Source organism: Haloarcula quadrata, assembly GCF_003634715.1.
Lineage (GTDB): Archaea > Halobacteriota > Halobacteria > Halobacteriales > Haloarculaceae > Haloarcula > Haloarcula marismortui.
In genome coordinates, this window is sequence record NZ_RBWW01000001.1 from 1306339 (window position 1) to 1331326 (window position 24988).

Annotated in this window: 25 protein-coding genes; 18 read left to right on the plus strand and 7 right to left on the minus strand. The window is 61.7% G+C overall.

Annotated features, from left to right (window positions below):
* Nucleotides 1-332: 332 nt before the first annotated feature.
* The 11 genes from ilvB to pfkB all read left to right on the plus strand — a co-directional run bounded on the left by ilvB (nt 333) and on the right by pfkB (nt 10938).
* A complete protein-coding gene (ilvB, locus tag BDK61_RS06735) occupies nt 333-2090 on the plus strand; it encodes a biosynthetic-type acetolactate synthase large subunit (protein WP_121302783.1) in 1758 nt (585 codons plus the stop codon).
* Nucleotides 2091-2104: 14 nt separating this feature from the next.
* Entirely contained in the window at nt 2105-2692 is a 588-nt protein-coding gene (gene ilvN / locus BDK61_RS06740; RefSeq protein ID WP_004515606.1) for an acetolactate synthase small subunit, read from the plus strand.
* Nucleotides 2685-3716 carry a ketol-acid reductoisomerase gene (gene ilvC, locus BDK61_RS06745; protein WP_121302785.1) on the plus strand — a complete coding sequence of 344 codons (1032 nt, stop codon included), beginning with the start codon at nt 2685-2687 and terminating at the stop codon, nt 3714-3716. The genes ilvN and ilvC overlap by 8 nt, the downstream gene beginning before the upstream one ends.
* Entirely contained in the window at nt 3709-3978 is a 270-nt protein-coding gene (locus BDK61_RS06750) for a hypothetical protein (protein ID WP_004962621.1), read from the plus strand. The genes ilvC and BDK61_RS06750 overlap by 8 nt, the downstream gene beginning before the upstream one ends.
* Nucleotides 3975-5396 (plus strand): 3-isopropylmalate dehydratase large subunit, encoded by a 1422-nt coding sequence (gene leuC, locus BDK61_RS06755; protein WP_121302787.1) that lies wholly within the window; start codon nt 3975-3977, stop codon nt 5394-5396. Before BDK61_RS06750 ends, leuC begins: the two co-directional genes overlap by 4 nt.
* A complete protein-coding gene (leuD, locus tag BDK61_RS06760) occupies nt 5393-6037 on the plus strand; it encodes a 3-isopropylmalate dehydratase small subunit (RefSeq protein WP_004962615.1) in 645 nt (214 codons plus the stop codon). The genes leuC and leuD overlap by 4 nt, the downstream gene beginning before the upstream one ends.
* Before the next feature lie 174 nt (nt 6038-6211).
* Complete coding sequence (locus BDK61_RS06765; protein WP_121302789.1) at nt 6212-6952, plus strand: HFX_2341 family transcriptional regulator domain-containing protein; 741 nt, start codon at nt 6212-6214, stop codon at nt 6950-6952.
* Nucleotides 6953-7047: 95 nt separating this feature from the next.
* Nucleotides 7048-7809 (plus strand): response regulator, encoded by a 762-nt coding sequence (locus BDK61_RS06770; protein WP_121302790.1) that lies wholly within the window; start codon nt 7048-7050, stop codon nt 7807-7809.
* A gap of 390 nt (nt 7810-8199) precedes the next feature.
* The gene (locus BDK61_RS06775; RefSeq protein ID WP_004962602.1) at nt 8200-9183 is read left to right on the plus strand and encodes an isocitrate/isopropylmalate dehydrogenase family protein; all 984 of its coding nucleotides are present in this window, start codon (nt 8200-8202) and stop codon (nt 9181-9183) included.
* 88 nt (nt 9184-9271) lie between these two features.
* Nucleotides 9272-10033, plus strand: coding sequence for an HTH-type transcriptional regulator GlpR (glpR, locus tag BDK61_RS06780; protein ID WP_004962600.1), 762 nt, complete (start codon nt 9272-9274; stop codon nt 10031-10033).
* Nucleotides 10030-10938: a 1-phosphofructokinase gene (gene pfkB / locus BDK61_RS06785; RefSeq protein WP_121302791.1), complete on the plus strand. Its 909-nt coding sequence runs from the start codon at nt 10030-10032 to the stop codon at nt 10936-10938. The genes glpR and pfkB overlap by 4 nt, the downstream gene beginning before the upstream one ends.
* A gap of 54 nt (nt 10939-10992) precedes the next feature.
* On the opposite strand, the gene BDK61_RS06790 is transcribed toward pfkB, so the two are convergent.
* Nucleotides 10993-12120 carry a hypothetical protein gene (locus BDK61_RS06790; protein ID WP_014039980.1) on the minus strand — a complete coding sequence of 376 codons (1128 nt, stop codon included), beginning with the start codon at nt 12118-12120 and terminating at the stop codon, nt 10993-10995.
* Nucleotides 12121-12123: 3 nt separating this feature from the next.
* Entirely contained in the window at nt 12124-12906 is a 783-nt protein-coding gene (locus BDK61_RS06795) for a class I fructose-bisphosphate aldolase (RefSeq protein ID WP_004962592.1), read from the minus strand.
* A 119-nt stretch (nt 12907-13025) separates the two neighbouring features.
* Between BDK61_RS06795 and BDK61_RS23295 the strand changes: the two genes are divergently transcribed.
* Complete coding sequence (locus tag BDK61_RS23295; RefSeq protein WP_004962590.1) at nt 13026-13169, plus strand: DUF7557 family protein; 144 nt, start codon at nt 13026-13028, stop codon at nt 13167-13169.
* A gap of 2 nt (nt 13170-13171) precedes the next feature.
* Here the strand turns inward: BDK61_RS23295 and BDK61_RS06800 are convergent, their stop codons facing one another.
* Nucleotides 13172-13615: a DUF5799 family protein gene (locus BDK61_RS06800; protein WP_121302793.1), complete on the minus strand. Its 444-nt coding sequence runs from the start codon at nt 13613-13615 to the stop codon at nt 13172-13174.
* A 176-nt stretch (nt 13616-13791) separates the two neighbouring features.
* Between BDK61_RS06800 and BDK61_RS06805 the strand changes: the two genes are divergently transcribed.
* Complete coding sequence (locus BDK61_RS06805; RefSeq protein WP_121302795.1) at nt 13792-15075, plus strand: FIST signal transduction protein; 1284 nt, start codon at nt 13792-13794, stop codon at nt 15073-15075.
* Nucleotides 15076-15128: 53 nt separating this feature from the next.
* Here the strand turns inward: BDK61_RS06805 and BDK61_RS06810 are convergent, their stop codons facing one another.
* Nucleotides 15129-15524: an OsmC family protein gene (locus tag BDK61_RS06810; protein ID WP_004962584.1), complete on the minus strand. Its 396-nt coding sequence runs from the start codon at nt 15522-15524 to the stop codon at nt 15129-15131.
* Between the two features lie 104 nt (nt 15525-15628).
* On the opposite strand from BDK61_RS06810, the gene BDK61_RS06815 reads away from it, so the two are divergent.
* Both BDK61_RS06815 and BDK61_RS06820 read left to right on the plus strand, forming a co-directional pair.
* Entirely contained in the window at nt 15629-16000 is a 372-nt protein-coding gene (locus BDK61_RS06815) for a hypothetical protein (RefSeq protein ID WP_004962582.1), read from the plus strand.
* Nucleotides 16001-16052: 52 nt separating this feature from the next.
* Nucleotides 16053-16907 carry a UbiA family prenyltransferase gene (locus BDK61_RS06820; RefSeq protein WP_121302797.1) on the plus strand — a complete coding sequence of 285 codons (855 nt, stop codon included), beginning with the start codon at nt 16053-16055 and terminating at the stop codon, nt 16905-16907.
* A gap of 72 nt (nt 16908-16979) precedes the next feature.
* Here the strand turns inward: BDK61_RS06820 and BDK61_RS06825 are convergent, their stop codons facing one another.
* On the minus strand, nt 16980-17639 hold the full coding sequence (locus tag BDK61_RS06825; RefSeq protein ID WP_121302799.1) for a DnaJ domain-containing protein: 660 nt from the start codon (nt 17637-17639) through the stop codon (nt 16980-16982).
* Between the two features lie 127 nt (nt 17640-17766).
* Here BDK61_RS06825 and BDK61_RS06830 point away from each other — a divergent pair, with 127 nt between their 5' ends.
* From BDK61_RS06830 to BDK61_RS06840, 3 genes are all read left to right on the plus strand, one after another.
* A complete protein-coding gene (locus BDK61_RS06830) occupies nt 17767-18315 on the plus strand; it encodes a DUF1684 domain-containing protein (protein WP_121302801.1) in 549 nt (182 codons plus the stop codon).
* 72 nt (nt 18316-18387) lie between these two features.
* Entirely contained in the window at nt 18388-19248 is an 861-nt protein-coding gene (locus BDK61_RS06835) for a CPBP family intramembrane glutamic endopeptidase (RefSeq protein ID WP_011222975.1), read from the plus strand.
* A 261-nt stretch (nt 19249-19509) separates the two neighbouring features.
* Nucleotides 19510-21159 (plus strand): PAS domain S-box protein, encoded by a 1650-nt coding sequence (locus tag BDK61_RS06840; protein ID WP_049938751.1) that lies wholly within the window; start codon nt 19510-19512, stop codon nt 21157-21159.
* 67 nt (nt 21160-21226) lie between these two features.
* Here the strand turns inward: BDK61_RS06840 and BDK61_RS06845 are convergent, their stop codons facing one another.
* Both BDK61_RS06845 and BDK61_RS06850 read right to left on the minus strand, forming a co-directional pair.
* The gene (locus BDK61_RS06845) at nt 21227-23236 is read right to left on the minus strand and encodes a TRAP transporter permease (protein WP_244209720.1); all 2010 of its coding nucleotides are present in this window, start codon (nt 23234-23236) and stop codon (nt 21227-21229) included.
* Between the two features lie 96 nt (nt 23237-23332).
* Nucleotides 23333-24418: a TAXI family TRAP transporter solute-binding subunit gene (locus tag BDK61_RS06850; protein WP_004962560.1), complete on the minus strand. Its 1086-nt coding sequence runs from the start codon at nt 24416-24418 to the stop codon at nt 23333-23335.
* Nucleotides 24419-24988 lie beyond the last annotated feature (570 nt).

Consider the following 24988-nt stretch of genomic DNA (forward strand, 5'->3'; position numbering starts at 1 on the left):
CTTCCGGCTGTCACTACGAGTGAGCAGCCACCGGTGAGTACCCGGTTTCGAGCGGTTGCCCGCCAACAGCTATCACAGAACGTTTATTATTCGGGACGAACTGCATTCGGATGTGATGACCGCGGCTGCTGGACGTCAGGTTCGAACCCCCACCAGCACCGCGACCGCTATTCCCGGCGTGCGTATTGTAGGGGCACTATAGCCCCTCTCTTTACCTTTTCACCCCCGGCCGAATCGATTCGTCATACCACCACAGAGTCATCAGTCATGCACGCAGCACACACATCACCGCGGTATCGACCCCGAACACGAACAGACGGAGGGATGACACGATGAGCGAGCGCGCATCCGTCCCCAAGGAAGAGGAAGAAACAGAACCAGAAACCGAACAGGAGCCGGTCACAACGGGCGCGCAGTCGGTTATTCGCGCGCTCGAAAACGCCGAGACCGATTACGTCTTCGGCGTTCAGGGCGGTGCAATCATGCCCGTCTACGACGCGCTGTACGACTCCGATATCAACCACGTTACGATGGCCCACGAACAGGGGGCCTCACACGCGGCGGACGCGTACGGCGTCGTCACCGGCGACCCCGGCGTCTGTTTCGCCACGTCCGGCCCCGGGGCGACGAACCTCGTGACCGGCATCGCCGACGCCAACATGGACTCGGACCCGGTCATCGCGCTGACCGGCCAGGTCCCGACGGAATTCGTCGGCAACGATGCGTTCCAGGAGACGGACACGGTGGGCATCACCCAGCCGATCACGAAGGAGAGCTACTTCGCTGCCGACTCAGACACTGTCGGCGACGATGTCAGCGAAGCGTTCGCGCTCGCTGACGCCGGCCGGCAGGGACCGACGCTGGTCGACCTGCCGAAGGACGTGACTCAGGGCGAAACCGAGGTTGAACCCGGCTCCCCCGAGACGCCGGAGACCTACGAGGTGCCGGAGGAGGCCGACGACGAAAACGTCCAGGAGGCCGCAGAAGCTCTAGCCGAAGCCGACCGCCCGGTCATCCTCTCGGGTGGCGGCGTCATCAAGGCAGACGCATCGAGTGCGCTCCGTGAGTTCGCAAAGGAGTACGAGATTCCGGTCATCACGACGATGCCCGGCATCGGCTCCTTCCCCGAGGACCACGAACTCTCGCTTGAGTGGGCCGGGATGCACGGCACCGGCTACGCCAACATGGCGATTAGCAACACCGACTGCATGCTGGCCATCGGGACGCGCTTCGACGACCGCCTGACCGGCGGCGTCGACTCCTTCGCCCCCGACGCGGAGGTCATCCACGTCGACATCGACCCGGCCGAAATCAGCAAGAACGTCTACGCTGACTACCCACTCATCGGAGACGCCCGGAACGTGCTCCGGCAGCTGTTCGACGCGATGCCGCGTGCGCCGGACGCCGACAAGTGGCGCGACCAGTGCCAGACCTGGAAAGATGAGTACCCGATGGACTACGACACGCCCGACGACGAGCCGCTGAAGCCGCAGTACGTCGTCGAGCAGTTCTCGGAGATGACGCCGGACGACACCATCGTCTGTACCGGCGTCGGCCAGCACCAGATGTGGGCCTCCCAGTTCTGGGAGTACACCGAGCCCCGGACGTGGGTGTCGTCCCACGGTCTCGGGACGATGGGGTACGGCGTGCCAGCCGCCATCGGTGCCAAACTCGCCGCGCCGGATCAGGAGGTCGTCTGCTTCGACGGCGACGGCTCGTTCCTGATGACCGTGCAGGGCCTGTCGGTCGCGGTGCGTGAGCAACTCGATATCACCTACGTCGTCCTGAACAACGAGGCGGTCGGGATGGTCCGCCAGTGGCAGGACGGCTTCTACGAGGGCCGCCGGATGGCCTCCGAGTACCCGTGGATCCCGCAGTTCGACAAGCTCGCCGAGGCCTTCGGCGCACGCGGGTTCACGCTCGAATCCTACGACAATGTCGAGGAGACGATACAGGAAGCACGCGACTACGACGGGCCGAGCGTCATCGACGCCCACATCGACCCCGGGGAGAACGTCTTCCCGATGGTCCCAAGCGGCGGTGACAACGGCCAGTTCGCGCTCAACGAAGACCATCTGGACATGATCTAACAATGACTGGAGGAATGCCAGGCCCCGCGCCGGACGAACGGATGCGCCCGAAGGGCCGACGCAACACGCAGGGAATCCGCGTCGACCCCGAGGCCGAAGTGACACACGAACCGCGACAGGCGGTGCTGTCCGCGCTGGTCAAACACCGGCCGGGCGTGCTGTCGGAAGTGTCAGCGCTGTTCAGCCGACGGCAGTTCAACATCGAAAGCCTGACCGTCGGGCCGACAGTCGACGACGACACAGCCCGGATGACGATCCTCATTGAGGAGCCGGAACCGGGGATCGACCAGGCGAAAAAGCAACTGCGGAAGCTCGTGCCAGTCATTTCGGTCAGGGAACTCGAAGGCGAGGCCGTCCGCCGGGAGCTCGCGCTGGTGAAAGTCAGCGGCGAGAAGCCCGACGATGTCAATGCGGTCGCCGATATGTATAACGGGCAGGCAGTCGACGCGTCGACCGACTCGGTCACCGTCGAGATTACGGGTAGCAAGCAGAAGATCGACGCCGCCATCGAGGCGTTCAAGCAGTTCGATGTGCAGGAAATTGTGCGAACCGGGGCCGCCGCACTGGAACGCGGCCCGAAAACATTAGAGAAAGATGTCTGACGAACTTACCACAACAGTCTATTACGACGAGGACGCTGACGTATCGACAATCAACGATGAGACCGTAGCCGTGCTGGGTTACGGGTCGCAGGGCCACGCCCACGCGCTGAACCTTCACGAGTCCGGCGTCGACGTAATCGTCGGCCTCCGACAGGACTCTTCGTCGTGGGCTGACGCCGAGGACGCGGGCCTCCGTGTCGAGACGCCCGACGTGGCCGCCGGCGAGGCGGACCGCGTCGTGATGCTCGTCCCGGACACGATTCAGCCGGCCGTCTACGAGGCCATCGAGGACGAACTGGACGCTGGCGACACGCTCCAGTTCGCACACGGCTTCAATATCCACTACGGCCAGATTGAACCGCCGGAAGACGTCGACGTGACGATGGTCGCGCCCAAATCGCCCGGCCACCTCGTCCGCCGGACCTACGAACGCGGCGAGGGGACGCCCGGTCTCATCGCGGTGTATCAGGACGCGACCGGCAACGCCAAGCAGGAGTCGCTGGCCTACGCGAAGGGCATCGGCTGTACCCGCGCTGGCGTCATCGAGACCTCCTTCCAGGAAGAGGTCGAGACGGACCTCTTCGGCGAGCAGGCCGTCCTCTGTGGCGGCGTCACCGAGATGGTCAAGGCCGGCTTCGAGACGCTGGTCGACGCCGGCTACGCGCCGGAGATGGCCTACTTCGAGTGCCTGAACGAACTCAAGCTCATTGTCGATCTGATGTACGAGGGCGGCCACATGGGCATGTGGAACTCCGTCTCCGACACGGCCGAGTACGGCGGCCTGACCCGCGGTGAGGAGGTCATCGACCGTGAGGGCATGGAGAAAATTCTCGAAGAGGTCCAGAACGGCGAGTTCGCTCGCGAGTGGATCAACGAGAATCAGGCCAACCGACCCGCCTACAAGCAGTATCGCGACGCCGAACAGAACCACCAGATCGAAGCCGTCGGCGAGAACCTGCGCGAACTGTTCGCGTGGGGTGAGGACGCCGACGCAGAGAAGACAGAAGCCCCAGCAGATGACTAACGAACGCACGGATCCAACGGACGGCGAACAGAGCGAATCGCGCACAACGATGGGAAGCATCCAGCACACCCACCCTGAAACCAACGGAACCTTCGGCGCGGTGTTCCGCCGCGGCCCGGTCGTGGCCGCTGACGGCGGCGAACGCGACGCGGAGGAGGAGGAGACTGACGAGACGATGGAGGACATCGACCACGAAGCACCCGACGAGGGTGTCACCCGCGCGTACGAACGCGGAACTGAAGGACGGGACGAGACAGTATGAGTCAGGGAACGCTGTACGACAAGGTATGGGACCAGCACAAAGTCACGACCCTGCCGAACGGCCAAGACCAGCTGTTCGTCGGGCTGCACCTCATTCACGAGGTCACCAGCCCGCAGGCTTTCGGCATGCTCAAAGAGCGTGGTCTTGAGGTCGCACGCCCGGACCTGACCCACGCGACGGTCGACCACATCGTCCCGACCGCCAATCAGGACCGGCCCTACAGCGACGACGCGGCCGAGACGATGATGGCCGAACTTGAGGAGAACGTCCGCGACGCCGGTATCCAGTTCTCTGACCCAACGACGGGCGACCAGGGTATCGTCCATGTCATCGGCCCGGAGCAGGGCATCACCCAGCCCGGCAAGACCATCGTCTGTGGTGACAGCCACACCTCGACCCACGGCGCGTTCGGCGCGCTCGCGTTCGGTATCGGGACGAGCCAGATCCGCGACGTACTGGCCACCCAGACCATCGCGATGGAGAAACAGAAGGTCCGCAAAATTGAGGTCACCGGCGAACTCGACGAGGGCGTCGAGGCAAAGGACATCATCCTCGAAATTATCCGCCGGCTCGGGACCGAGGGCGGCGTCGGCTACGTGTACGAGTACGCCGGCGAGACAATCGAGAACCTCGACATGGAAGGTCGGATGTCCATCTGTAATATGTCCATCGAGGGCGGCGCTCGCGCGGGCTATGTCAACCCCGACGAGACCACCTACGAGTGGCTCGAAGAGACGGACTACTTCCAGGAACACCCCGAGAAATTCGAGGAACTCAAGCCCTACTGGGAGTCCATCCGCTCCGACGAGGACGCCGAGTACGACGACGTGGTCGAAATTGACGCGGGCGAACTGGACCCTGTCGTCACGTGGGGAACCACACCCGGCCAGGGCATCGGCATCGACGACCCGATTCCAGAACCCGAGTCGCTGGCCGACGACAAGGTCGACACCGCCCGCCGCGCCCAGAAGCACATGCGCGTCGAGCCCGGCGAGACCATGGAGGGGTACGACATCGACGTGGCCTTCCTGGGTTCCTGTACCAACGCTCGACTGCCTGACCTGCGCCGCGCAGCCCGTATCGTCAAGGGCCGCGAGGTCGCCGACGACGTGCGCGCGTTCGTCGTCCCCGGTAGCCAGCGCGTCCAGCGCGCCGCCGAGGAAGAAGGCCTGAAAGACATCTTCGAGGAAGCCGGCTTCGAGTGGCGCAACGCCGGCTGTTCGATGTGTCTGGGCATGAACGAGGACCAGCTGGAAGGCGACGAGGCCTGTGCTTCCTCCTCGAACCGGAACTTCGTCGGCCGGCAGGGCAGCAAGGACGGTCGGACCGTCCTGATGAACCCGCGGATGGTGGCTGCTGCGGCCATCACCGGCGAAGTATCTGACGTGCGCGACCTGAAGGAGGTGACCCTGGCATGAGCGACGCGACTGAGGACATCCCTGAAGTCGACTACGTCGAGGGGTCTGGCATCCCGATCCACGGGAACGACATCGACACGGACCAGATAATCCCTGCGCGGTTCATGAAGGTCGTCACCTTCGACGGGCTGGGCGAGTTCGCCTTCTTCGACCTGCGGTTCGACGACGAGGACAACGAGAAGGACCATCCGTTCAACGAGGAGCGGTTCCAGGACTCGAACGTGATGGTGGTCAACAACAACTTCGGCTGTGGCTCCTCCCGCGAACACGCGCCACAGGCCCTGATGCGCTGGGGCATCGACGCCATCATCGGCGAGGGCTTCGCCGAGATTTTCGCCGGAAACTGTCTGGCGCTCGGCATCCCGACGGTCACCGCCGACCACGAGACGATCAACGCGCTCCAGCAGTGGGTTGATGACAACCCCGACGGCGAGATTGAGGTTGACGTGCGGGCGGAGACTGTCACCTACGGCGACAACGAGATCAACGTCAGCGTTGACCGCGCCCAGCGCGAGGCTCTCGTCGAGGGCAACTGGGACACGACGGCGCTGATGAAGGCTAACAAGAACGCTATCGAGGAGACAGCCTCGCAGTTGCCGTACCTCGATCAGACGCGGTCGGATATCGAAGCGGACGATTGACGCGAGGTCACTTTGTGACCTCGGTTTGTGCGAACGGCAGAGCCGTGCGCGCAGTGCGCTCATTTTGAAGCGCCGATATCCAGATCGCGGAGGGCAGCTACTACCGTCGGCCTCTGTCGATTTCTCCCTTGGAGATGGCAAGACCAATAGCTGTGCGGGGCGCGTTCTTCCTGCATGGACCAGATTCGGGAGATACACATCGCGCCGCTGGGGCACGAGCGTGACCGGATCGCCGAGCCGATTCACCAGCACAACGCCGACGACGTGTACCTCCTCACAGCGACCACAGAGCTGTCACGGTTGACGCCGTACCAGCAGGCACTCGTCGAGGAACTGGACGCCAACGGCGTTAGCGTCGAACTACACCGAGCGGATTTACACGACCTCTACGACGTGCTGGCCGAAGTCACGACACTAACTGCGGACCATCCCGAGGACATCGTGCGCGTCAACGTCTCGAGCGGGCCGAAGGTGGCGGCTATCGGAAGCGCAATCGCGTGTATGGCGACGGCGGCGACGGCATACTACGTCCATCCCGAGGAACACGTCCCATCGGTCGCTGCGGAGCCACTCACCCGCGGGATGGAGCGCGCGGAGGTCCTCCCGTCGTATCCCATCGAAGCTATTTCTCGTGACCAGGTCGCGGTGCTGGACTATCTCAAGCGGACAAATACGGACACCTACACCGCAAAAAAGTCGGACCTCATCGAGTTCGCCGAGGACGCTGGTCTTTCGTTCATCGACGACGCCGACCCGGCAAACGAGAAGGCGAAGTTCGCGCTGTTGAACGCGAACATCGTGGACCCGCTGGTCGAGGACGGCTACATCGAAGTCAACGATGTCGGACGGACGAAACAGGTTGCACTGACAGAGACCGGTGAAAACGTTCTCCAAGCGTTCCGACACAAACTCTGAATATATGTCACACAGACGGTTGTAACACGCAAGAAACAGAACCTAATGCTTTCATAGTTCCACATTATATTTGAACACAGTTGGGCGACGCCCACATGAACCACTTCTCGATAGATGACATCAGGGTACTCCACGTTGACGACGATCCCGGCTTCGCCGAAATCGTCTCAGAATTCCTCGAACGGGAAGATGACGCCTTTTCCGTGGAGACCGCGACGAGCGTCGACGATGCACTGGTGATGCTTCAGGACACCCAGGTCGATTGCGTCGTCAGCGACTACGATATGCCCCAAAAGGACGGACTGGACTTCTTGGAACTGGTCAGGGACGACTACCCCGATCTCCCGTTTCTCCTGTTCACCGGCAAGGGATCAGAGGAAATCGCGAGTCGGGCGATTTCGGCCGGCGTCACTGACTACCTCCAGAAGGAGGCCGGAACGGAGCAGTACACCGTATTGGCAAACCGAATCAGGAACGCGGTCCGGAGCGCACGGGCCGAAACCGCGGTCCAGCGCACGGAGGACAGGTACCACAACCTCGTCGACACTGCGCCGATCCCGATTCTCCTTTTCGACCGTGACTGGAAGGCCCTGTACGCCAACGAGGCGGCCATAGCGTTCCTCGATGCGGACTCCTTCACAGAGATAGCCGGGAAGAAGGCGAGCGACTTTCTCCATCCTGACGAGCGGGACGCGGCCAGAAAGCGGTTCCAGCGGCTGATGCGCGAGGGCGTCTCGGTTCCGGAACGAGAGTACCGCGTGATGACCGCCGAGGGCGAGGTGAAGACAGCGACGATTGCCACCGCACCCGGCTACTACCGCGGCGAGCAGGTCGCTCAGGCGATGGTGTACCGATAGCCGGGGGACGATTGCACATTTAGAATGTTGGACGACGCCGTTTGTCTGTCTCAGTCCGTGGATTACACCAGTAGTAGCAATTGTATTGATAGTATACATAGTATCAACTGTTTCTGTAGTATTGAGATAGAACCTACATAGTCGCCATCGCTACGAATAGTTGCGCACGGGTCGCCAGCGATCACCCCCGATTTGCTTCGGCCCTCCACACGCTCACGTCGTCCGCTGGTCACCCGTGCCATCCCCCTGAGCGTGTCCGTTTTCTGTGTTGCCGAGCCGATATCGCACCCCGTTCACTCGCGTGTGGAGCGCCGCCAGTTCACAGGAGACGTTCGGAACCGATACGCCGGAACCGAACGACTTTCACCAGCCGGCTACGTGCCTCCCGCTATGACACACGAGATAGCCGTTATTCCGGGCGATGGAATCGGACAGGAGGTCACACCCGCCGCGGTCGAAGTGCTGGAGGCCATCGACGGCGTCGACTTCGACTTCGTCGAGGGTGAAGCCGGCGACGCAGTGAAGGAAGAAACCGGCGACGCGCTCCCAGAGGAGACGCGCGAACTGGCGGCCGACGCCGACGCGACGCTGTTCGGCGCGGCTGGCGAGACAGCGGCCGATGTCATCTTGCCGCTCCGGCAGGTCGTCGGTTCCTTCGCAAACGTCCGCCCGGCCCGCTCGTATCCGGGACTCGATGCCGTCCAGCCCGACACTGATATCGTATTTATTCGGGAGAACACCGAGGGTGTCTACAAGGGCATCGAGAGCGAGATTTCGGAAGGCGTCACTACCTGTACGCGGGTCATCACCGAAGACGCCTCTGAGAAAATCGCCGAATACGGGTTCAGCTACGCGAAGCAGAACAGCTACGACGATGTGACGATTGCCCACAAAGCCAACGTCATGCGCACTACAGACGGGCTGTTCCTCGATGCGGCCTCGGCAGTCGGCGAGGACCGGGACGCGTCCTACGATACGGCGCTCATGGACGCGCTTGCGATGCACCTGGTCATGAACCCACAGGATTACGGCGTCGTCATCTGTCCGAACCTCGCCGGCGATATGCTATCGGACCTCGCCGCGGGCCTCGTCGGCGGCCTCGGCCTGCTGCCGTCGGCCAACATCGGCGAGGAGAACGCGCTGTTCGAGCCGGTCCACGGCTCCGCGCCGGACATCGCCGGCGAGGGTATCGCCAACCCTTCAGCGATGATTCTCTCCGCAGCGATGTTGCTCGACCACCTCGGCTACGACGAGCAGGGCGATGTAGTTCGGACGGCTGTCGAGTCTGTGCTCGATTCGGGGCCTCGAACGCCGGATCTGGGCGGCGACGCATCCACTGAGGACGTGACCGCCGCGGTTATCGACGAACTGTAAGCAGTTTTCTCGCGTTCTATCTGGGCAGAAACAAGCACGGCCCAATAGAAAGAGGTAAAACCGAAGCGAAACAATCACAGCCGAAAGAATGCTCCCGGCCGAGCGAAAGCGCACTATCGTCCAGTTGGTGACAGAGCGAGACGGCTGTTCAGTGTCGGAGCTGGCCGCGGAACTGGAGTTCTCGAAGGCGACGATACGCCGTGACCTCCGGGACTTGGAATCACAAGGCCGGATCGAGCGGTCCCACGGCGGCGCGGTGCCGGCGTCCTCCGTCGGGACCGAACGCCCCTACGGCCAGCGTGAGGTTGACCACTACGCCGAGAAGCAGGCGATTGCGGAGCGGGCCGCTCAGGAAGTCCGGGAAGGGCAGGTGGTTTGTTTCGATGCCGGGTCGACCACAATGGAGGTTGCGCGTGCGATCCCGGATACCGACTACGTCGCGGCGACGAACATGCCGGACCTCGCCACTGAACTGGCCGAGGGGGATGTCGACACCAAACTCACCGGTGGGAGCCTCCGACCGCGAACCCGCGCGCTCGTCGGCCCGACGGCCGAGCGCGCCGTCGAACGGATGAACTTCGACCTGCTGTTTCTGGGGACGAACGCGCTCGACAGCGCCGCCGGGCTGTCGACCCCGAACGAGGACGAGGCGGCGATCAAGGAACTGATGGTCGAGCGTGCCCGTCGGGTCGTGCTGGTCGCCGATGCGTCGAAGTTCGGCGACCGGAGTTTCGTCAGCTTTGCCGCTCTGGATGAGGTCGATCTGCTTGTCACCGATGCCAGCCCGCCCGGGGCGCTCGCTGCGGCACTCGCGGACGCCGACGTGGCTGTCGAGGAGGTCAGCACATGATTGTCACCGTCACCTACAATCCCGCGGTCGACCAGACGATCCAGTTCGACGAGCAGATGGCTCCCGAGCGTGTCATGCGGGCCAACAAAGCGCAGTTCGACGCCGGCGGGAAAGGCATCAACGCCGCGCAGTTCCTCACCGCGATGGACCGGCCCTGCGTTGCGACGGGACTGCTAGGTGGGTTCACGGGGTCGTTCATCAGAGAGACGCTGCAAGACGACGGCGTCGAGACAGCCTTCATCGACGTGGACGGGACAACACGGCTCAACACCACCGCTATCGCAGCCGCGGAGGAGTACAAGCTAAATCAGGCCGGCCCGACTGTCGGCGAGTCGGTTGTCGACGCGCTGCTCGAACAGGTGCGAGCGCAGTCCCCCGACCGCGTACTCATCGGTGGGAGCCTGCCGCCGGGGCTGTCCCCCGATGCTATCGACCGCATTGCGGCCGGTGGCGACTGGGAGACCATCGTCGACACCGGCGGCGATGTCCTTCGAGAACTCGACGCGCAGTATGGACTTTGCAAGCCGAACCGCGCCGAACTCGGTGACGCGACCGGGGCCGACGTCTCTACCGTCGAGGGGTGTGCGGACGCGGCGGACGCATTCCGGGACCGGGGCTTCGACCGGGTGCTGGCCTCCCTCGGCGCGGACGGCGCGGTCCTTGTCGGCGACACAGGCCGACTGTACGCGGAGGCGCTCGACATCGATGTTGTCGACACCGTCGGGGCCGGCGACGCGCTCCTCTCTGGCGTCCTGAGCGCCTGGGAAGCCGGCGCGGACGACGAGACGGCGCTCCGGACCGGCGTGGCCGTCTCATCGCAGGTCGTCCAGCGGGCCGGCACGGCCGTTCCGGACCTGAACGATATCGGCTCACTCCGGGATGGCGTGACGGTCCGACGGCTGTAGCAGGCGGAAACTGGTTTTGGCGGCAGTCGAAAAATCAGAAACGATGCGGACCGCTCAGAACTTCTCCAGATACTCGTCGACGAACGCGCGCACGTCGGCCAGCGACGGCTGGTCCGCGGTCCGGACGAAGTAGCCGGCGACGGCGTTGCCGACGACGACGGCGGCCGCAGGCGAGAGGTCGGCGATGCGGGCCAGCCCCAGTCCGGCGTTGAAGTGGTCGCCGGAGCTGGTCGTCAGCTCCGGGTCCGAGACCGAAGGCACGGCCACGCTGTCGGTGCCCGCGGCGGTGACGACGACCGACTGCTCGACACCGTGGCCGACGAACCAGGTCGGTTCCAGCGCCTCGAACACTGCCTCGGCGTCGTCGGCGAACGACCGCTCGGCGTCGCCGGCGTAGGCGTCCGCGAGGACACCCGTTTCGGCACGGTTCGACGTGACCACCACGTCGGTCACTTCGTCCAGCCGGCCGATGGCCTCCCGACCGGCGCGCAGCCGGTCGGCGTCGAGTTTTCGTACGTCACCGGGGTCGACCAGCACGGTCTTGGGCGGGTCGTCAATACCATCCCACAGGGTACGGAGGCCGTCGAAGACCGTCGGCAGGTCTGGCGTCTCTGACCAGTAGCCAGTTCCTAACAGGCTCGCGCCGTCGAGTTTCTCGGCCAATCGGTCGTGGCCGAAGGCCGCGTCGAGTTCGGCCCAGTCAAGCGACATCGTGTCGCCGATTTCCGTGAGCATGAGCTTCCCATCGTCGAACTCGACAGCGTCGGTGACGCCGGGTTCACCCAGCGAATGGAGTTCGTACTCGCCGAACTCCGTCTCGAATGCGTCGTGGACCGGGTCGCCGTACATCCCGACCATCACGGGGTCGAACGACCAGCCGCCGAAGGCCCGCGCGAGGTGGCTGGTGTGGCCGCCGGTTCGGCTGCCCTGCTGGAGCCACTCGAAGGAGAGCGAACTGTCGGCGGCAACGGAGCGGTCGATACGGTCGCCGAAACTCTCCAGTGTAGCGAGGCGCTCGTGGCTCTCGGGGTCGATGCGGTCAGCGACGACCTCTCGGACGCGGTCGAGGTAGCCGTCGAAACCGAAGACGACCCGCCCGGTATCGATAGCGTCGGGGAGCGCGTCGCTGGTGGGCAACGCCTCATCCGCTGTGGCGACGGCTCGGCGCGTCTCCTCGTCCATGGCCTACAGGACGTCGTCGGCTGTCGCGTCCTCGAAGATGACGCCTTCGAGTTTGTCCAGAATGTCGTAGGGGTCGTCGCGCTGCCAGACGTTGCGGCCGACCGCGAGGCCGGCGACGCCGACGTCCATGCAGTCCTCGACGAGTTCGAGGAAGTCGCGGTCCGAGGTCTTCGACCCGCCGGAGAGCAGGACGCGGTTGTCTGCGGCCGAGCGGACGGCGTGGGCCATCGCTTCCTTGTCGCGCGGGTACTTGACCTTCGTGAAGTCAGCCCCGAGTTCGAGCCCGATTCGGGCCGCGTAGGCGATGGTCGACGGACTGCGGTGCTCCTTGATGGCCTGTCCGCGCGGGTACGACCACATCGCAATCGGCAGGTCGTGGTCGCGGGCGTTCTCCTGCACCGGGCGGAAGTCTTCGAACATATCGGTCTCGCGGTTGACACCCGGGTAGACGGTGTAGCCGATGGCGTCAGCACCGAGTTCGGCCGCGTAGTCGACCGACCAGTTCTGGGGCGAGTACGGGTCGCCCATCCAGAGGTCCGAACCGCCGTTGAGCTTCGCCAGCAGGTTCACGTCGTCTTCGTAGCTCGGGTAGTACGTTTCGGCGAGGCCCTTCCCGACAGCTAGCGCCGTCACGGCGTCGTGGGTCGCCATCTCGAACACCTCACGCGGGTCGAGGCGCTCCTCGACGCCGCTGAACTGCTTGGGACCGTGTTCCAGCCCGTGGTCGTGTGCTAGCACCAGCGTCTTGTCGTTCCGTACGAGCGGTGAGTCACCCAGTGGTCGCATGTGTCATGTTTCTACCCAGAACGACCATTAACCGTTTTCGGTTCTGATTTGTTACTACTGTTCGCGTTTGTTTTTGACCGAGGGCGGGAATTAAGTGTGTTCCAGTGAAAGGTTCAGGTATGCCATCCGTGGAACTGGACGCCGAAACAGTGGCGCGCCTTGACGACCTCCGTGTCGAGGACGAGTCGTACGACGAAATCGTGACGGAACTCATCAACATCTACGAGGCCGAGGAGCTAACACTGTTTCACAGCGGCGACTAACCCTAGGCCTGCTCACAGACGGACTTCCAGCGCCCGTTCGACTCCAGTTTCTCCTGCAGTTGCTCAGCGTACGCCTGTGCGAGCCGTGCCGCCTCTTCCTCCTGTTGTTTGTTCCCGCCACCGGACCCACCTATTCCAAGCGCGTCCTTGACACCTGAGAGGAGACCGCCGCCTGAGCCTCCGGACTTGTCACCGCCGGGACCGCCCATCGGCCCTTGATTGGCGACCCGTTCCATCTCGGGCATGACGCTAGAGAGCTTCGACGTATCGGCGACGATTCGAGCGGCGTCTGGGTCACCCGGGTTCTCGATCTCGAACTCAACGGCAGTCATCACCAGCCCCCATTGCTGGCTTGAGAACGACGACGCTTTGACCTGTTCGTTGAACCGCTGGTCGACCGCCATCCGTTCGCCGGCGATGCGGTCGGTCCAGTTTGGATCGCTCATAAACTGGTGTTTGCGGGCCGGGGGTATGAGCGTTTCCCGCTCCGTGCGGTGTTCTACGGTAAAAAGTACCGTGTCCGGGCCGACTGTTACGGCGCTGACTGCCGCGACCGCTACGTATTATTGTCTCCAAAACGGTTCCAATATGTTAAGTTAGCTCACGATATACTTATATCTCAATGACTACTGAGTTTGGGACAGGGCAGGCGACGGGGGACTCGGGAGATGCAGCAGCGATGGACGCCATACGGGGAGCTATGGCCGACATCTCGGCCAGCGAACCGGACTTCTGTCAGATTTTCTGCTCCCCGGCATATGATTACGATGCGGTACTGTGGGGTGCGCGAAGTGTTGTCGGTTCAGATACCGAAATCGTGGGCTGTTCGTCTTCCGGGGAGTTCACTGAAACCGGCTCGGGGAACGGAACTGTTACAGTCGGCGTCGTTTCGTCGGACTCGATGCGGTTCTTCTCCAGCATTTCGACTGAACTCAGTGCTGATCCCGAACGCTGTCTGTTCGAAGCCGTTCATGACCTCCCCGCGAGCGGCGACCCTGCTGTCGATGGGTATCCGCATCGGACGATCATCAACCTCCACGACGGCATGGCCGGAATCGGAAACAAGGTCACGCGACTCACCGAGCAGTACCTCGACGACGAGGAGACGCCGGTCGTCGGCGGGTCTGCGGGTGACGACCTCCAGTTACAGCAGACCCACGTCTTCCGGAACGACCGCGTCGAGACGGACGCCGTCGTCCTCACGCTCATCGCCGCAGAGGACGCGCTCCCGGTGACCGTCAATCACGGCCACGAACCGATCTCCGAGGCGATGACGGTAACCCGTGCAGAGGGAAGCACTGTGTACGAACTCGACGGCAGACCTGCCTTCGAAGCCTGGCGGGACGCGATTCGGGAGGACGCGATGGAGACATACGATATCGATGTCGACGAGCTGGAGGCGGGGTCGGAAGACCTTGTCATGTTGCTCGGTCGCTACGAGCTCGGTATCGAGTCGGAGCCAGAATCTGACGCGGACGGACTCGCTTCCCGAATCAAGACCTTCATCGAGAGTAAACTCATCTCGACGACGGGATACAACATCCGATGGCCGGGCCATACAACCGACACCGAGGGGCCGCTGGACTTCGCTGTCACTGTCTCCGAAGGAACGGAAGTGGTGGTGACACATAGCAATAAATCCGACCAGGTGTATGCGGTCCGGAACGCCGCCAACAACGCTGTCAATGAACTCCGCGGCGGAAGCGTCGCGGGTGGGTTCGTCTACGACTGTGCCTGCCGTGCGATGATTCTCGGCGAGGATTTCGATGACGCCGTCGACACGATTCACAGCGCTATCGACGCGCCCTTCGCCGGCTTCGAAACCTACGGTGAAGTCTGCTCGGCCGACGAGGATTACACTGGCTATCACAACACTTCCTCAGTCATCCTGCTGTTCCCGGAGTGACGACTACGGGACTGCGACCAGCGAAGAATAAACGCCACTCTTGTTCCTGTCCCTCAGACGCCGGACTCGATGGTGATTTCGGCGTGTAGCTCATCCTGCAGCGCCGAGTGGACGTGACAGATGTCCTCGGCGAGTTCCACGATATCCTGCTCTTCGTCGGCGAGTGACGCCTCGACCTCGACGTGGAAGTCAATGTATTCCAGGTCGTCGTCCTCATCGAGACCCGCAGCGACCTCGACATCGACGCTGCCGATGTCCTCGTGGCCGTACTTGTCGGCGGCGACGCGCAGTGCCGGGATATAACAGGAGGCGTAGTCGGCGGCCAGAATCTCGTTCGGCGACGGGCCGTTCTCGCTCAGCGCATCGACGATAAGCTCCCACTCGCCGTTGATAATACTCTCTACTGTGTATCCTTCCTCGCAGGTGCTCTCGACTTCGATATCTGCCATAGCAATCCTGTGGACACGGCCCTCCCCCTAAACGTTTCCTGCATGGCATTTCTGTGCGGGGCACTGCCGAAGGATAATACACTTCCAGCCCGTACAAAGAGGCAATGGAACACCTCGCACCGTCGAACGTGCCGGTGTACGCGACGCGGGAACACCAGCGCGAGATCTGGGAGCGCTGTCGGGACCGTGGACACCCGGTCCTCGCCGTCAGAGAGGCGACGCGGGGATTCATCGTCCGGTACGACCTCCAGCACCTGTCCTATGAGCTCTCTGACGCCACCGTTCAGGCGCTTCGGGACCGTGTGCGGTCCCGCCGACCGTACCCGACGACGACGGACCCGATCTCGGAGACGGAGGGCGTCGGCGGCGAGGCCGGCCCGGTGTCCGGCGAACTCCACGCGGGTACCGAACAGGCTGCCAGAGAATTAGCCTCGCACATCTCCGGGTTCGTGCTGGACCGGTCGAACTGGCGGTAGTGCCGAACCAACACGGCTGTGGCTTTTTTACACAGCCGTGCCTTGTTGCCCTATGGCAGTCGCCCGACACGAGACCGGTCCGTTTGCGACCGTGAGTGCCCTGGCCTCGCAGGTACATCCGGTGTTCATGTTGCCACCACTCGCGACGTCGCTGTTCGGTGGGTTGCTCTCCGGTGGGTTCTGGCCACCGGTGGCTGTGCTCCATGCGGGCGCGATGTTCTTCGCCGTCTACACGGCCCACGTCAAGGACGGCTACGTCGATTTCCACGTCCGTGGCGAGGACGACGACCATCCCCTCACTGGTGCTGGCTGTCGCATGGCGCTGGTCGGTGCTGGTGTCGGCTTCGCGCTCTGTACGGCGGCCATCTGGCTGCTGGTCGGTCCCGGCGCGGCACTGCTGACGCTTCCGACCTGGATTATCGGCTACACCCACGCGCCGCAACTGGATATGAACCCCGTCGGCGCGACGATGGGCTATCCGGCGGGTATCGCGCTGGCGCTACTGGGCGGCTACTACGCGCAGGTGACGACGCTGACGCCGCGTGCCGTCGGTCTCGCGGCCGTGTTCCTCCTGTTGCTGACCGGCATCAAGATCATCGACGATGAGCAAGACTACGACTACGACCGGTCGATACAGAAACGGACCGTCGCTGTCGTACTGGGTCACCAACGCGCCCGACAACTCGCGCTCGGCCTGTTCGGAGTGGCCCTCCTTGGAATCGTGGGGCTGTCCGTGGCATTGCCCGGCATCCCGCCGAGTGCCGCGGCGGCTGCGGTCGTCTTCGGGACGGTTGCGGCTATCGCCCAGCGCGGCGACCCTGAAACTGCGACGATGCTTTTGATTCGCGGGTCGTATCTCCTGTTAGCCGTCCTCGTTACCGCTATCTGGTTCCGGCCGCTGGCCTGAGGCTGTGGCTGTGCTGCCTATCGGTTGTCACCGCTGTTCGAAACTGCTATCGCTCGAAACCGCCCTCGTCAGTCAGCCCGACACGTGTGTGAGGACGTGGGTCACGGAGACGACCAGCGAAATCGTTACCATCGAGACAGCCATGACACCGGCAACGACCGGTGAGAGGTTCCCGGTGAGGCCACCGACTGCGAGCAGCACGGCGGCAATGATCGCACAGACCAGCAGGGCCAGATGGACGAATAGCCACGGACCGATACGTCGCAGTGAATCGAGCAGCGTCTCGACTCCCGACGGCTGTGTGGGCCGAACTCGCTTACCGGGCCGGTAGTACTCCGTGGCAGTCCCGTAGCCCGTGCTCCCGCCCCGAGTCTGGGTGGGCCGCTGTGTCGCTTTCGCCGCTGCCTCGTCCGTCGTTTCTGCGTCGACCCGCTGGTCGACGTACTGCTGTGCGATGTCACTGACACCGCCCGTGGCTGTGCCTCCGTCCGCGCCACTGTCGACGTGCCTGTTGACGTATGCGTCGTGACCGAGTCGGTCGTATCGCGCTCGCTCGGCCTCATCAGTGAGCACGTTCTTCGCCTGCGTGAGTCGCTTGAACCGTTCTCCGGCGGCAGGGTCGTCACTCACGTCCGGGTGATGCGCTTTCGTCTGCTCCCGGTAGGCGCGGACTATCGTCTCTTCGGTGGCATCTGGGTCCACCCCCAGAATACCGTAGAACGTCGCTTCCATACACACCCCTGTGTATTTATCCAGTTGGACTAGGCGTATAATAAGGTATTCACTCCCTCACGCTACGATATCGCTCGTCTGTCGCCGAGTCGCCGGACTGAAACTGCGTGGCCACCACCGTCTCTGTATGGACGAAGACACCGAGGACTGGGAGACACAGTTGCAAGCCAACCGGAACGAGAAAGACCGCTTTTTTTCCGAACACCGCCAATCACCGATTCCACCGGAGGAACGCGATGATTTCGACGGACTCAGCTACTTCGACCCGGACCCCGACTATCGGGTCGAAGCAACGGTTACCGTCCACGAGACACCAGAATCAGTCGATCTGGAGACGAGTGACGACCGAACAGTGCGCTATCTCCACGTCGCAACGCTCTCGTTCGACCTCGACGGCGAGTCCCGCGACCTCCATGCGTTCCGGCAGGCCGCCGACGAGTCACGGACGCTCTTTGTTCCGTTCCGGGACAAGACGACCGGGCAACAGAGCTACGACGGCGGCCGATACATGGAACTGGAACCCGACCGCGACCTGAGTGACGGCGACGAGATTACGCTGGATTTCAATCTCGCGTACTCGCCATTCTGTGCCTACAGCGACACCTTCTCCTGTCCGCTCCCGCCGGAGTCAAACTGGCTCGAAACTGCGGTGACGGCCGGGGAGCGGACAGACTGAGGCGTCTTTGCCGGCAGTCACGACACCAACACCAAACGAATTGTTTACACATCGCCACGACCAAGACAGTGTATGGCAACGGCGACCCGCGACCGTCCGATTCTGCAGGCCTTCCAGTACGGGTTTACGCTTTTCTCGGCGCTTTCGCTGGGTGTGATAGGACTCGGGTTCGGATCAGTCCTGCTCCTTACCATCGCTTTTTCCCTGTCACTCGGCGCAGGAGTCCAGATAACCGAAGTACAGACACTGGTTCTTGGGTTGATAACGGTCCAGGGAATCGGCTGCCCGGTCATCGCATACACGTACATCAAACTCAGGCCGGTGATCAGAGCGAAGCTCCGTGAGGTATTCTCGTATGCGCCAGACACCGGAGCATTCAGTATCGGCATTTCTGTGCCGAGCCTCCGTGAGGTCGGCATCGTCGTGCTGGGCTACGCCAGCGCAATGGGCGGGCTCGTAGTGGTGGCTGTCGTCATCACGGCGCTCGTCTCGATGTTCGGGATAGAACCGGCAACCAATCAGGCAGCGGAGACCGGGATGGAGAACCCCGATGTCCTCCTCCTGTTGATTCCCGCCTCCTTCCTCCTCATCGGCCCGGGCGAGGAACTGCTGTTCCGCGGCGTCGTTCAGGGCCGCATCCGGGACTACTTCGGCCCGATTTCGGGCGTCGCCATTGCAAGCGTCATTTTCGCTGGCATTCACTACCCCGCCCTCAGCGGTGGGTCGGTCACGGGGAAGCTGGTCGCGGTGAGTGCCCTCCTCATTCCATCACTCATCCTCGGCACAACCTATGAGTACACGGACAACATCATCGTCCCGTCACTCATCCACGGTGCATACAACGCCACGCTGTTTACTGGTCTGTATGTCACCGTGAAGTTCAGTGGTGAACTCTCGTCCGCCGCGAACGTCCTCAGTAGCAGCGGGTTCTGACCGACCCTGTCACAGCAGGGCCGTGCTGTCTGACGTTTGTAAATCATGTGGTTAGTTTACTGACCTTTACACGCAAGGGAAGGTGACATTCGTGTTCGACAAGTATTTCTTAAAGCCGGTTTTTGTGACCTTTATACTCTCTAAGACAGAATTAGCATTCTATCTATCACCCGATTTTTACCCAGAGACAGGCGATACATTGATGCTATTACTTTGAAATGACAACCCTCTTATTGCAGTTTTCGCACAATGTTTAAACAGATGGCTGGTTCAGTGCGTGTCTTACATGTCGATGACGAACCGGACTTTGCCGATCTAACTGCGGCATATCTCGAGCGGACCATGGATTCACTCACCGTCGACACCGCGATGCGGGCCGACGAGGTTATCGCGGACCGTCCGCAGGACACGTATGACTGTATCATCAGCGACTACGATATGCCTGGCATGAATGGGCTGGCGTTCCTCGAACGGATTCGCGAGGACGCACCGAAGCTTCCGTTCATTCTCTATACTGGGAAAGGCAGTGAAGAGATCGCAGCCGAAGCAATCTCCGCAGGTGTTACGGACTATATTCAGAAGGAACCGGGAACGTCTCAGTACACGGTGCTAGCGAACCGGGTCCAAAACGCCGTCGAAGCCCGCAGAGACGAACTGCAGGTCACGCGTGGGCACCGCGCAATGAACGCGGCTTGGGATGGCATCAGCACGCTGGACCACGAGGGCCGATTCACGTATCTGAACGACGCCTACGCGGCCACGTTCGGCTACGAGCGCGAGGAGCTTCTGGGCGACCACTGGCAGAAAATCCACTCGGCAGAGGGCCTCGAAACGGTCAATGGTGAAATCCTCCCGGCTGTCGACGAGACCGGGACGTGGACGGGTGAGACACTGCTCGAACGCGCCGACGGGACACAGTTCATCGGCGAACACACCGTCGCGAGCATCGAAGATGACGGTGCTGTCTGCGTGGTCCGTGACCGGACTGACCGCGAAGAACTTGACAAACAACTGCGACACGAGCGCGAACGGTTCCGGCTGCTCGTCGATGCGGTCGAGAATTACGCGATATTCCTGCTTGACCCCGACGGTCTCATCCAGTCGTGGAACGTGGGTGCAAAACAGCTCACCCAGTACGAGGAATCTGATATCCTCGGCGAGCATGTCTCGACGTTCCACACCGAGAAACAGGTAGCCGACGGCATCCCCGAGCAACTGCTGCAAGAAGCCGAGGAGTGCGGTAAGGCCATCGACCGCGGGCTCCGGGTTCGGAAGGACGGGAGCACGTTCTGGGCCGATGTGACCGTCACGGCGCTCCAAGAAAACAGCGACGCCCGCGGCTTTGCGAAAGTGATCAAGGACATCACGGGGCAGATCGAACGGGAGCGACAGCAGGCAATGGCCGAACGCTACCGGGAGAAACTCTACGAGATCACGAACGATTCGGATCGCCGGTTCGAACAGCGGTTAGTGGACGTGTTGGAACTCGGTGTCGAGTATCTTGATGTCGACCAGGCCCATCTCGTTGCAATCGACCCTGAGGCGGGAACGCATGAAATAATCGCCATTAGCGGCGACCCGTCTCTCACTACCCCCGGCGATATCACGTCGCTTTCCGAGACCTATTGCCGACGAACCGTCGACTCCGACGGTCTGCTCTCTATCTACAGCGCCGAGCAGCAGGGTCTGGATGACGACCCCGCATACCAGCGGTACGGTATCGGCTGTTACCTCGGTGCGAAGATCGAAGTTGACGGTGAACTGTTCGGGACGGTCTGTTTCGTTGCTCGTGACCCCCGGTCGGGCCAGTTCAGACAGGACGAACAGGCCTTTGTCGAACTGCTCACCCGCTGGTTCAAATACGAACTGAGCCGACGCGATGGACAGATACAGTGGCCGTTAAAGATGTGAACATCTGAAACGTCTCCTTGTCGGGCGACGGCTCGCGCTGACTACGGCCTGATTGATAGCGGGTAGGTCAGTCATCGACTGCGGCCTGTTCGGGCTGTCCGGTTTCGGATCCGGAGTCGTATTTCACCTCTATGTACAGCAATGCGACGATGGTGAGTGTTGCGAGAGTTTGCACGGCAACGGTCATCGGCGCCAGTGGAGCGAACATCGCCGCTCCCGCAGCTACCAGTAACCCGGCGCGGCTCGGCAGCCTGAGTTGGCCTGAGAAATAGTTGACAATGGCGGTCACGGTGGCGACGAGACCGGTGCCCACGACGACGAATGTAATCGGTGTCGCCGGAGCCGACCAGAACAACAGACTATCGTTGACGACGAAGATGTACGGGAGAACAAACAGCGGCGCCCCGAGCACGAGCGACTTTCCGGCGGTCCGCCAGAAGTTCCCGCCTGCGACCCGTGCCGTGACGAGGCAGGCGATGGCAACCGGCGGCGTCAGCGCCGAGAGAATTGCGAAGTAGAACACAAAGAAATGGGCAGCGAGCAGGTCGATGCCAGCCTCGGTCAGTGCTGGTGCGATCAGCAGCACGGCCGTGATGTAGGCCGCGACGGTCGGCATCCCGAGACCAAAGAGAAGCGCGGCGACCATCGCGAACATGAGCAACAGCGCGAGCACGCCACCCGAGAGTTCAACGAGGCTGGAAGCGAACACCTGCGTGAACCCGGTGAGGTTCAACACACCGACAAAGATGTTCATCACGCCCAGCGACACCGCGATCGGGGCTGCGTTCTCCATCCCGCGGCCCAGGCCATCCAGAGTGTCCACGAGAAAATCGCGGATCCCGTAGCCATCGCGGAAAAAGATCCCCTGAACGAACGCAGCCGGGAACGCGGACATGATCGAGAGGAAGCCTGCGTACAACGGGTCGTACAGAAGGATGACCAGTGCGTACAGGAGCACGGCCAGCGGGACCCACAGCGCGAGTCCCTCGACGATCAGGTTACGAACCGATATCTGCCCGAACGAAACAGCGGTTGTCGTCCGACCGAAGATCGCATTTAGTGCGTTTTTCCGATCCTTGTCGACCGTTTCGACGTCGGTCAGTTCGTCCTCATCAATCTCGCTTGTGAGCCCTTCCTTGATCGTCGTCAGGTGGACACCGATTGCGACCGTCCCGTAGAAGAGGAGTGCCGGCAGAAATCCGACAACGATAATCCGCAGGTAGCTCGTCCCAGTTATTTCGGCCATTATGAATGCCGCCGCACCCATGATTGGTGGCATAATCTGGCCGCCGCTGGAAGCCACCGCCTCGTAGGCCGCTGCGGTATCTCTGTCGAGCCCGTGACGCTTGAGTAACGGAATGGTAAACGCGCCCGTCGTCGCCGCATTGGCGGCCGCACTGCCATTAACCGACCCCATGCCCATGCTTGCGACCGTTGTCATCTGCGCTAACCCGGACCGGACCTGCTTGCCGATCAGCGTTCCAACCTGGACAAAATACTCCAGCGCACCGTACGCTTCCAGCAGTCCCGCAAGGATCATGAAAATAATAATGAATGTCCCCGAAACCTCGACAATGACGCCGAAGACGCCGCTACCGAACTCAACCGTCAGGCCCTGCACGAGCCGTTCGGCCTGAACCCCGTTGTGGTTCAAAATCCCCGGGAAGTACGGGCCATACAGCGCATACGCAAGGCCAACTACCCCGACCAGCGACAGCATTGGACCGTAAACCCGCCGGCAAACATCCAACAACAGCAGGATGAGCAACAGCCCCATGAATAAGTCGAGGTCGGTGTATATCCCGAGTTGCTCGTAGACGATGCGGTTGAAGGCGATAAAGAGGTAGCCGGCGACGACGGCCGAGAGAGCGGCCTCAAGTAGTGTCGCGTAGTTTCCGAATCGCTCCCGACGTGTCTTGGGTTCGGGTTCAAATGCGAGGACAGCCGCTCCGACAAGCATGAAGCCGAGGTGGGCGATTTTGTGCTGGTCCTGTTCGAACGGAAACAGCTGGGTGAACCAGAGATGATAGGCCGTTGAGGCGATTCCCAAGGCTATCAGGGACCCGTACTTGCCCATGCGTACCCGATCGGAACCGACCCAGCCCCCGGGTGGGTTTTCCCCCGTCATGGCTGGCATCGATGGAGGAGCCGGAGAAGATACGGGTAGCCCGCGTTACCCCTCATATTCCTCAAGTGTGGTTAGTCCGTCCTTCCACAGACCCTGTTCCTTGTAGTACTTCTCCGCGCCGGGATGGACTGGTGCGTTCGGCGAGGGGAGTAAGAATTCCTGCGCGAAGTCCGGGCCGGCGCGCGAGAGCACCGAACTCGCTTCACGGACCGCGCCAATGTCTTCCATGACCGTGCGTACAAACTCGTAGCCCAGTTCCTCTGATACCCCGGCCGGGAAGATCGTCTCGTAGCCGACACCGACTGCCGGAATGGAGTCCATTCGAATATCCTGCCCGTCCCAGAGGCTGGCGGGCGTCTCGATATACGTGTAGGGCAGGTCGGAGTTGGCCAGATCTGACTGGTCGAACTCCCAATTGACGACCGCAACATCGGCCTGGGCGCTGGCTTCCTGCGCCCATCCGGTCAGGACCTCGCGACTGACCCCGTAGACCATCATCATATCGAGGCGGCCGTCTGCGAACTGTGCCCCTTGATCTCCCCAGCTCATTGACTGGAGGTCGTACTTGTCCTCGACATTGTTGATCCCGGACAGTCGGAACCCGTCAAGCCCGGCAAAGAAGTTCGTCCCGCCGCGCTGGCCGAACGCCATCGATACCGATCCGTCCTGGGGAATGTCAGATACTGTCTCGATGCCCGCCAGTGCGTCGTCAGTTCGTCTGACGAGGTAATACTCCAGAGTCATGAACGGTAGCACCTGGGTCATCGTCTTACCGACTGGTTCCCCATAGGGGTCTCCCCCACTGTTCGAGCGTGCGACTGCCCAGTCAGTACTCTGGGCGACATCGATGTCTCCCTGAGCGATTAACCGAGGGTTTGCCGCGGTCCCGCCGGTGGTCTGGGCGCTCATGCTGATGTTGCTTGACTTGTCGGAGATCAGCTGTGCCATCGCTACCCCTGATGCGTGAGTCGCTGTCTCCGGTCCCGACGTCCCAATTGTCCAGCTTGTACTGCCGCCACTGCCATCACTACCACCGCTCTCGCCGCCACTGTCGCCACCACCGCCGCCATCGCCACTACCGCTATCCCCACCACAGCCAGCGAGGCCTGCCAGGCCAGCTGTGCCGACCATTTTCAAGAAGCTACGCCGCTTGGAAACCAGACTATGTTTATCGTTCCTGAACATTATCTAATCTACAAATATGATGTCAACCAAACAATATTTAAATGTTACTGCAAATACTTTTGTCGTACTGGGATCGACCGTGAGAAAATACGACGCAACCCTGAGTGAATCATTACCCCTCGAACGATAGTGGTCGCCTAACGATATTACTGAGGCTGTAAAGATGACAGACATGGGTCTACTCGATGGCCATAGTCCCGGGAGCACCGGCATCAATTATTCCTGAATATCCGACTAACAGGGTGCAACTACGGGAATACCTGCCTCAGTGACACACTAGAGCCAATGTGGACAGTGGCAGTACTATTTCAGACGTACCCACTAGCACACTCAAAATGTACGCCCGGGATACCACTCTATTATATATAACTACCATATATTGAGTACTTCAATAGGAATTAGACTACTGTGGTATTGTTATCTAATATATACAGTCTGTCATAGTGTCGGTAATGTGGCGAGCCCTTTCGAAAAAGCGAACTGTCCGTTCTGATCCACCGTAGAGCTAAACCGTGA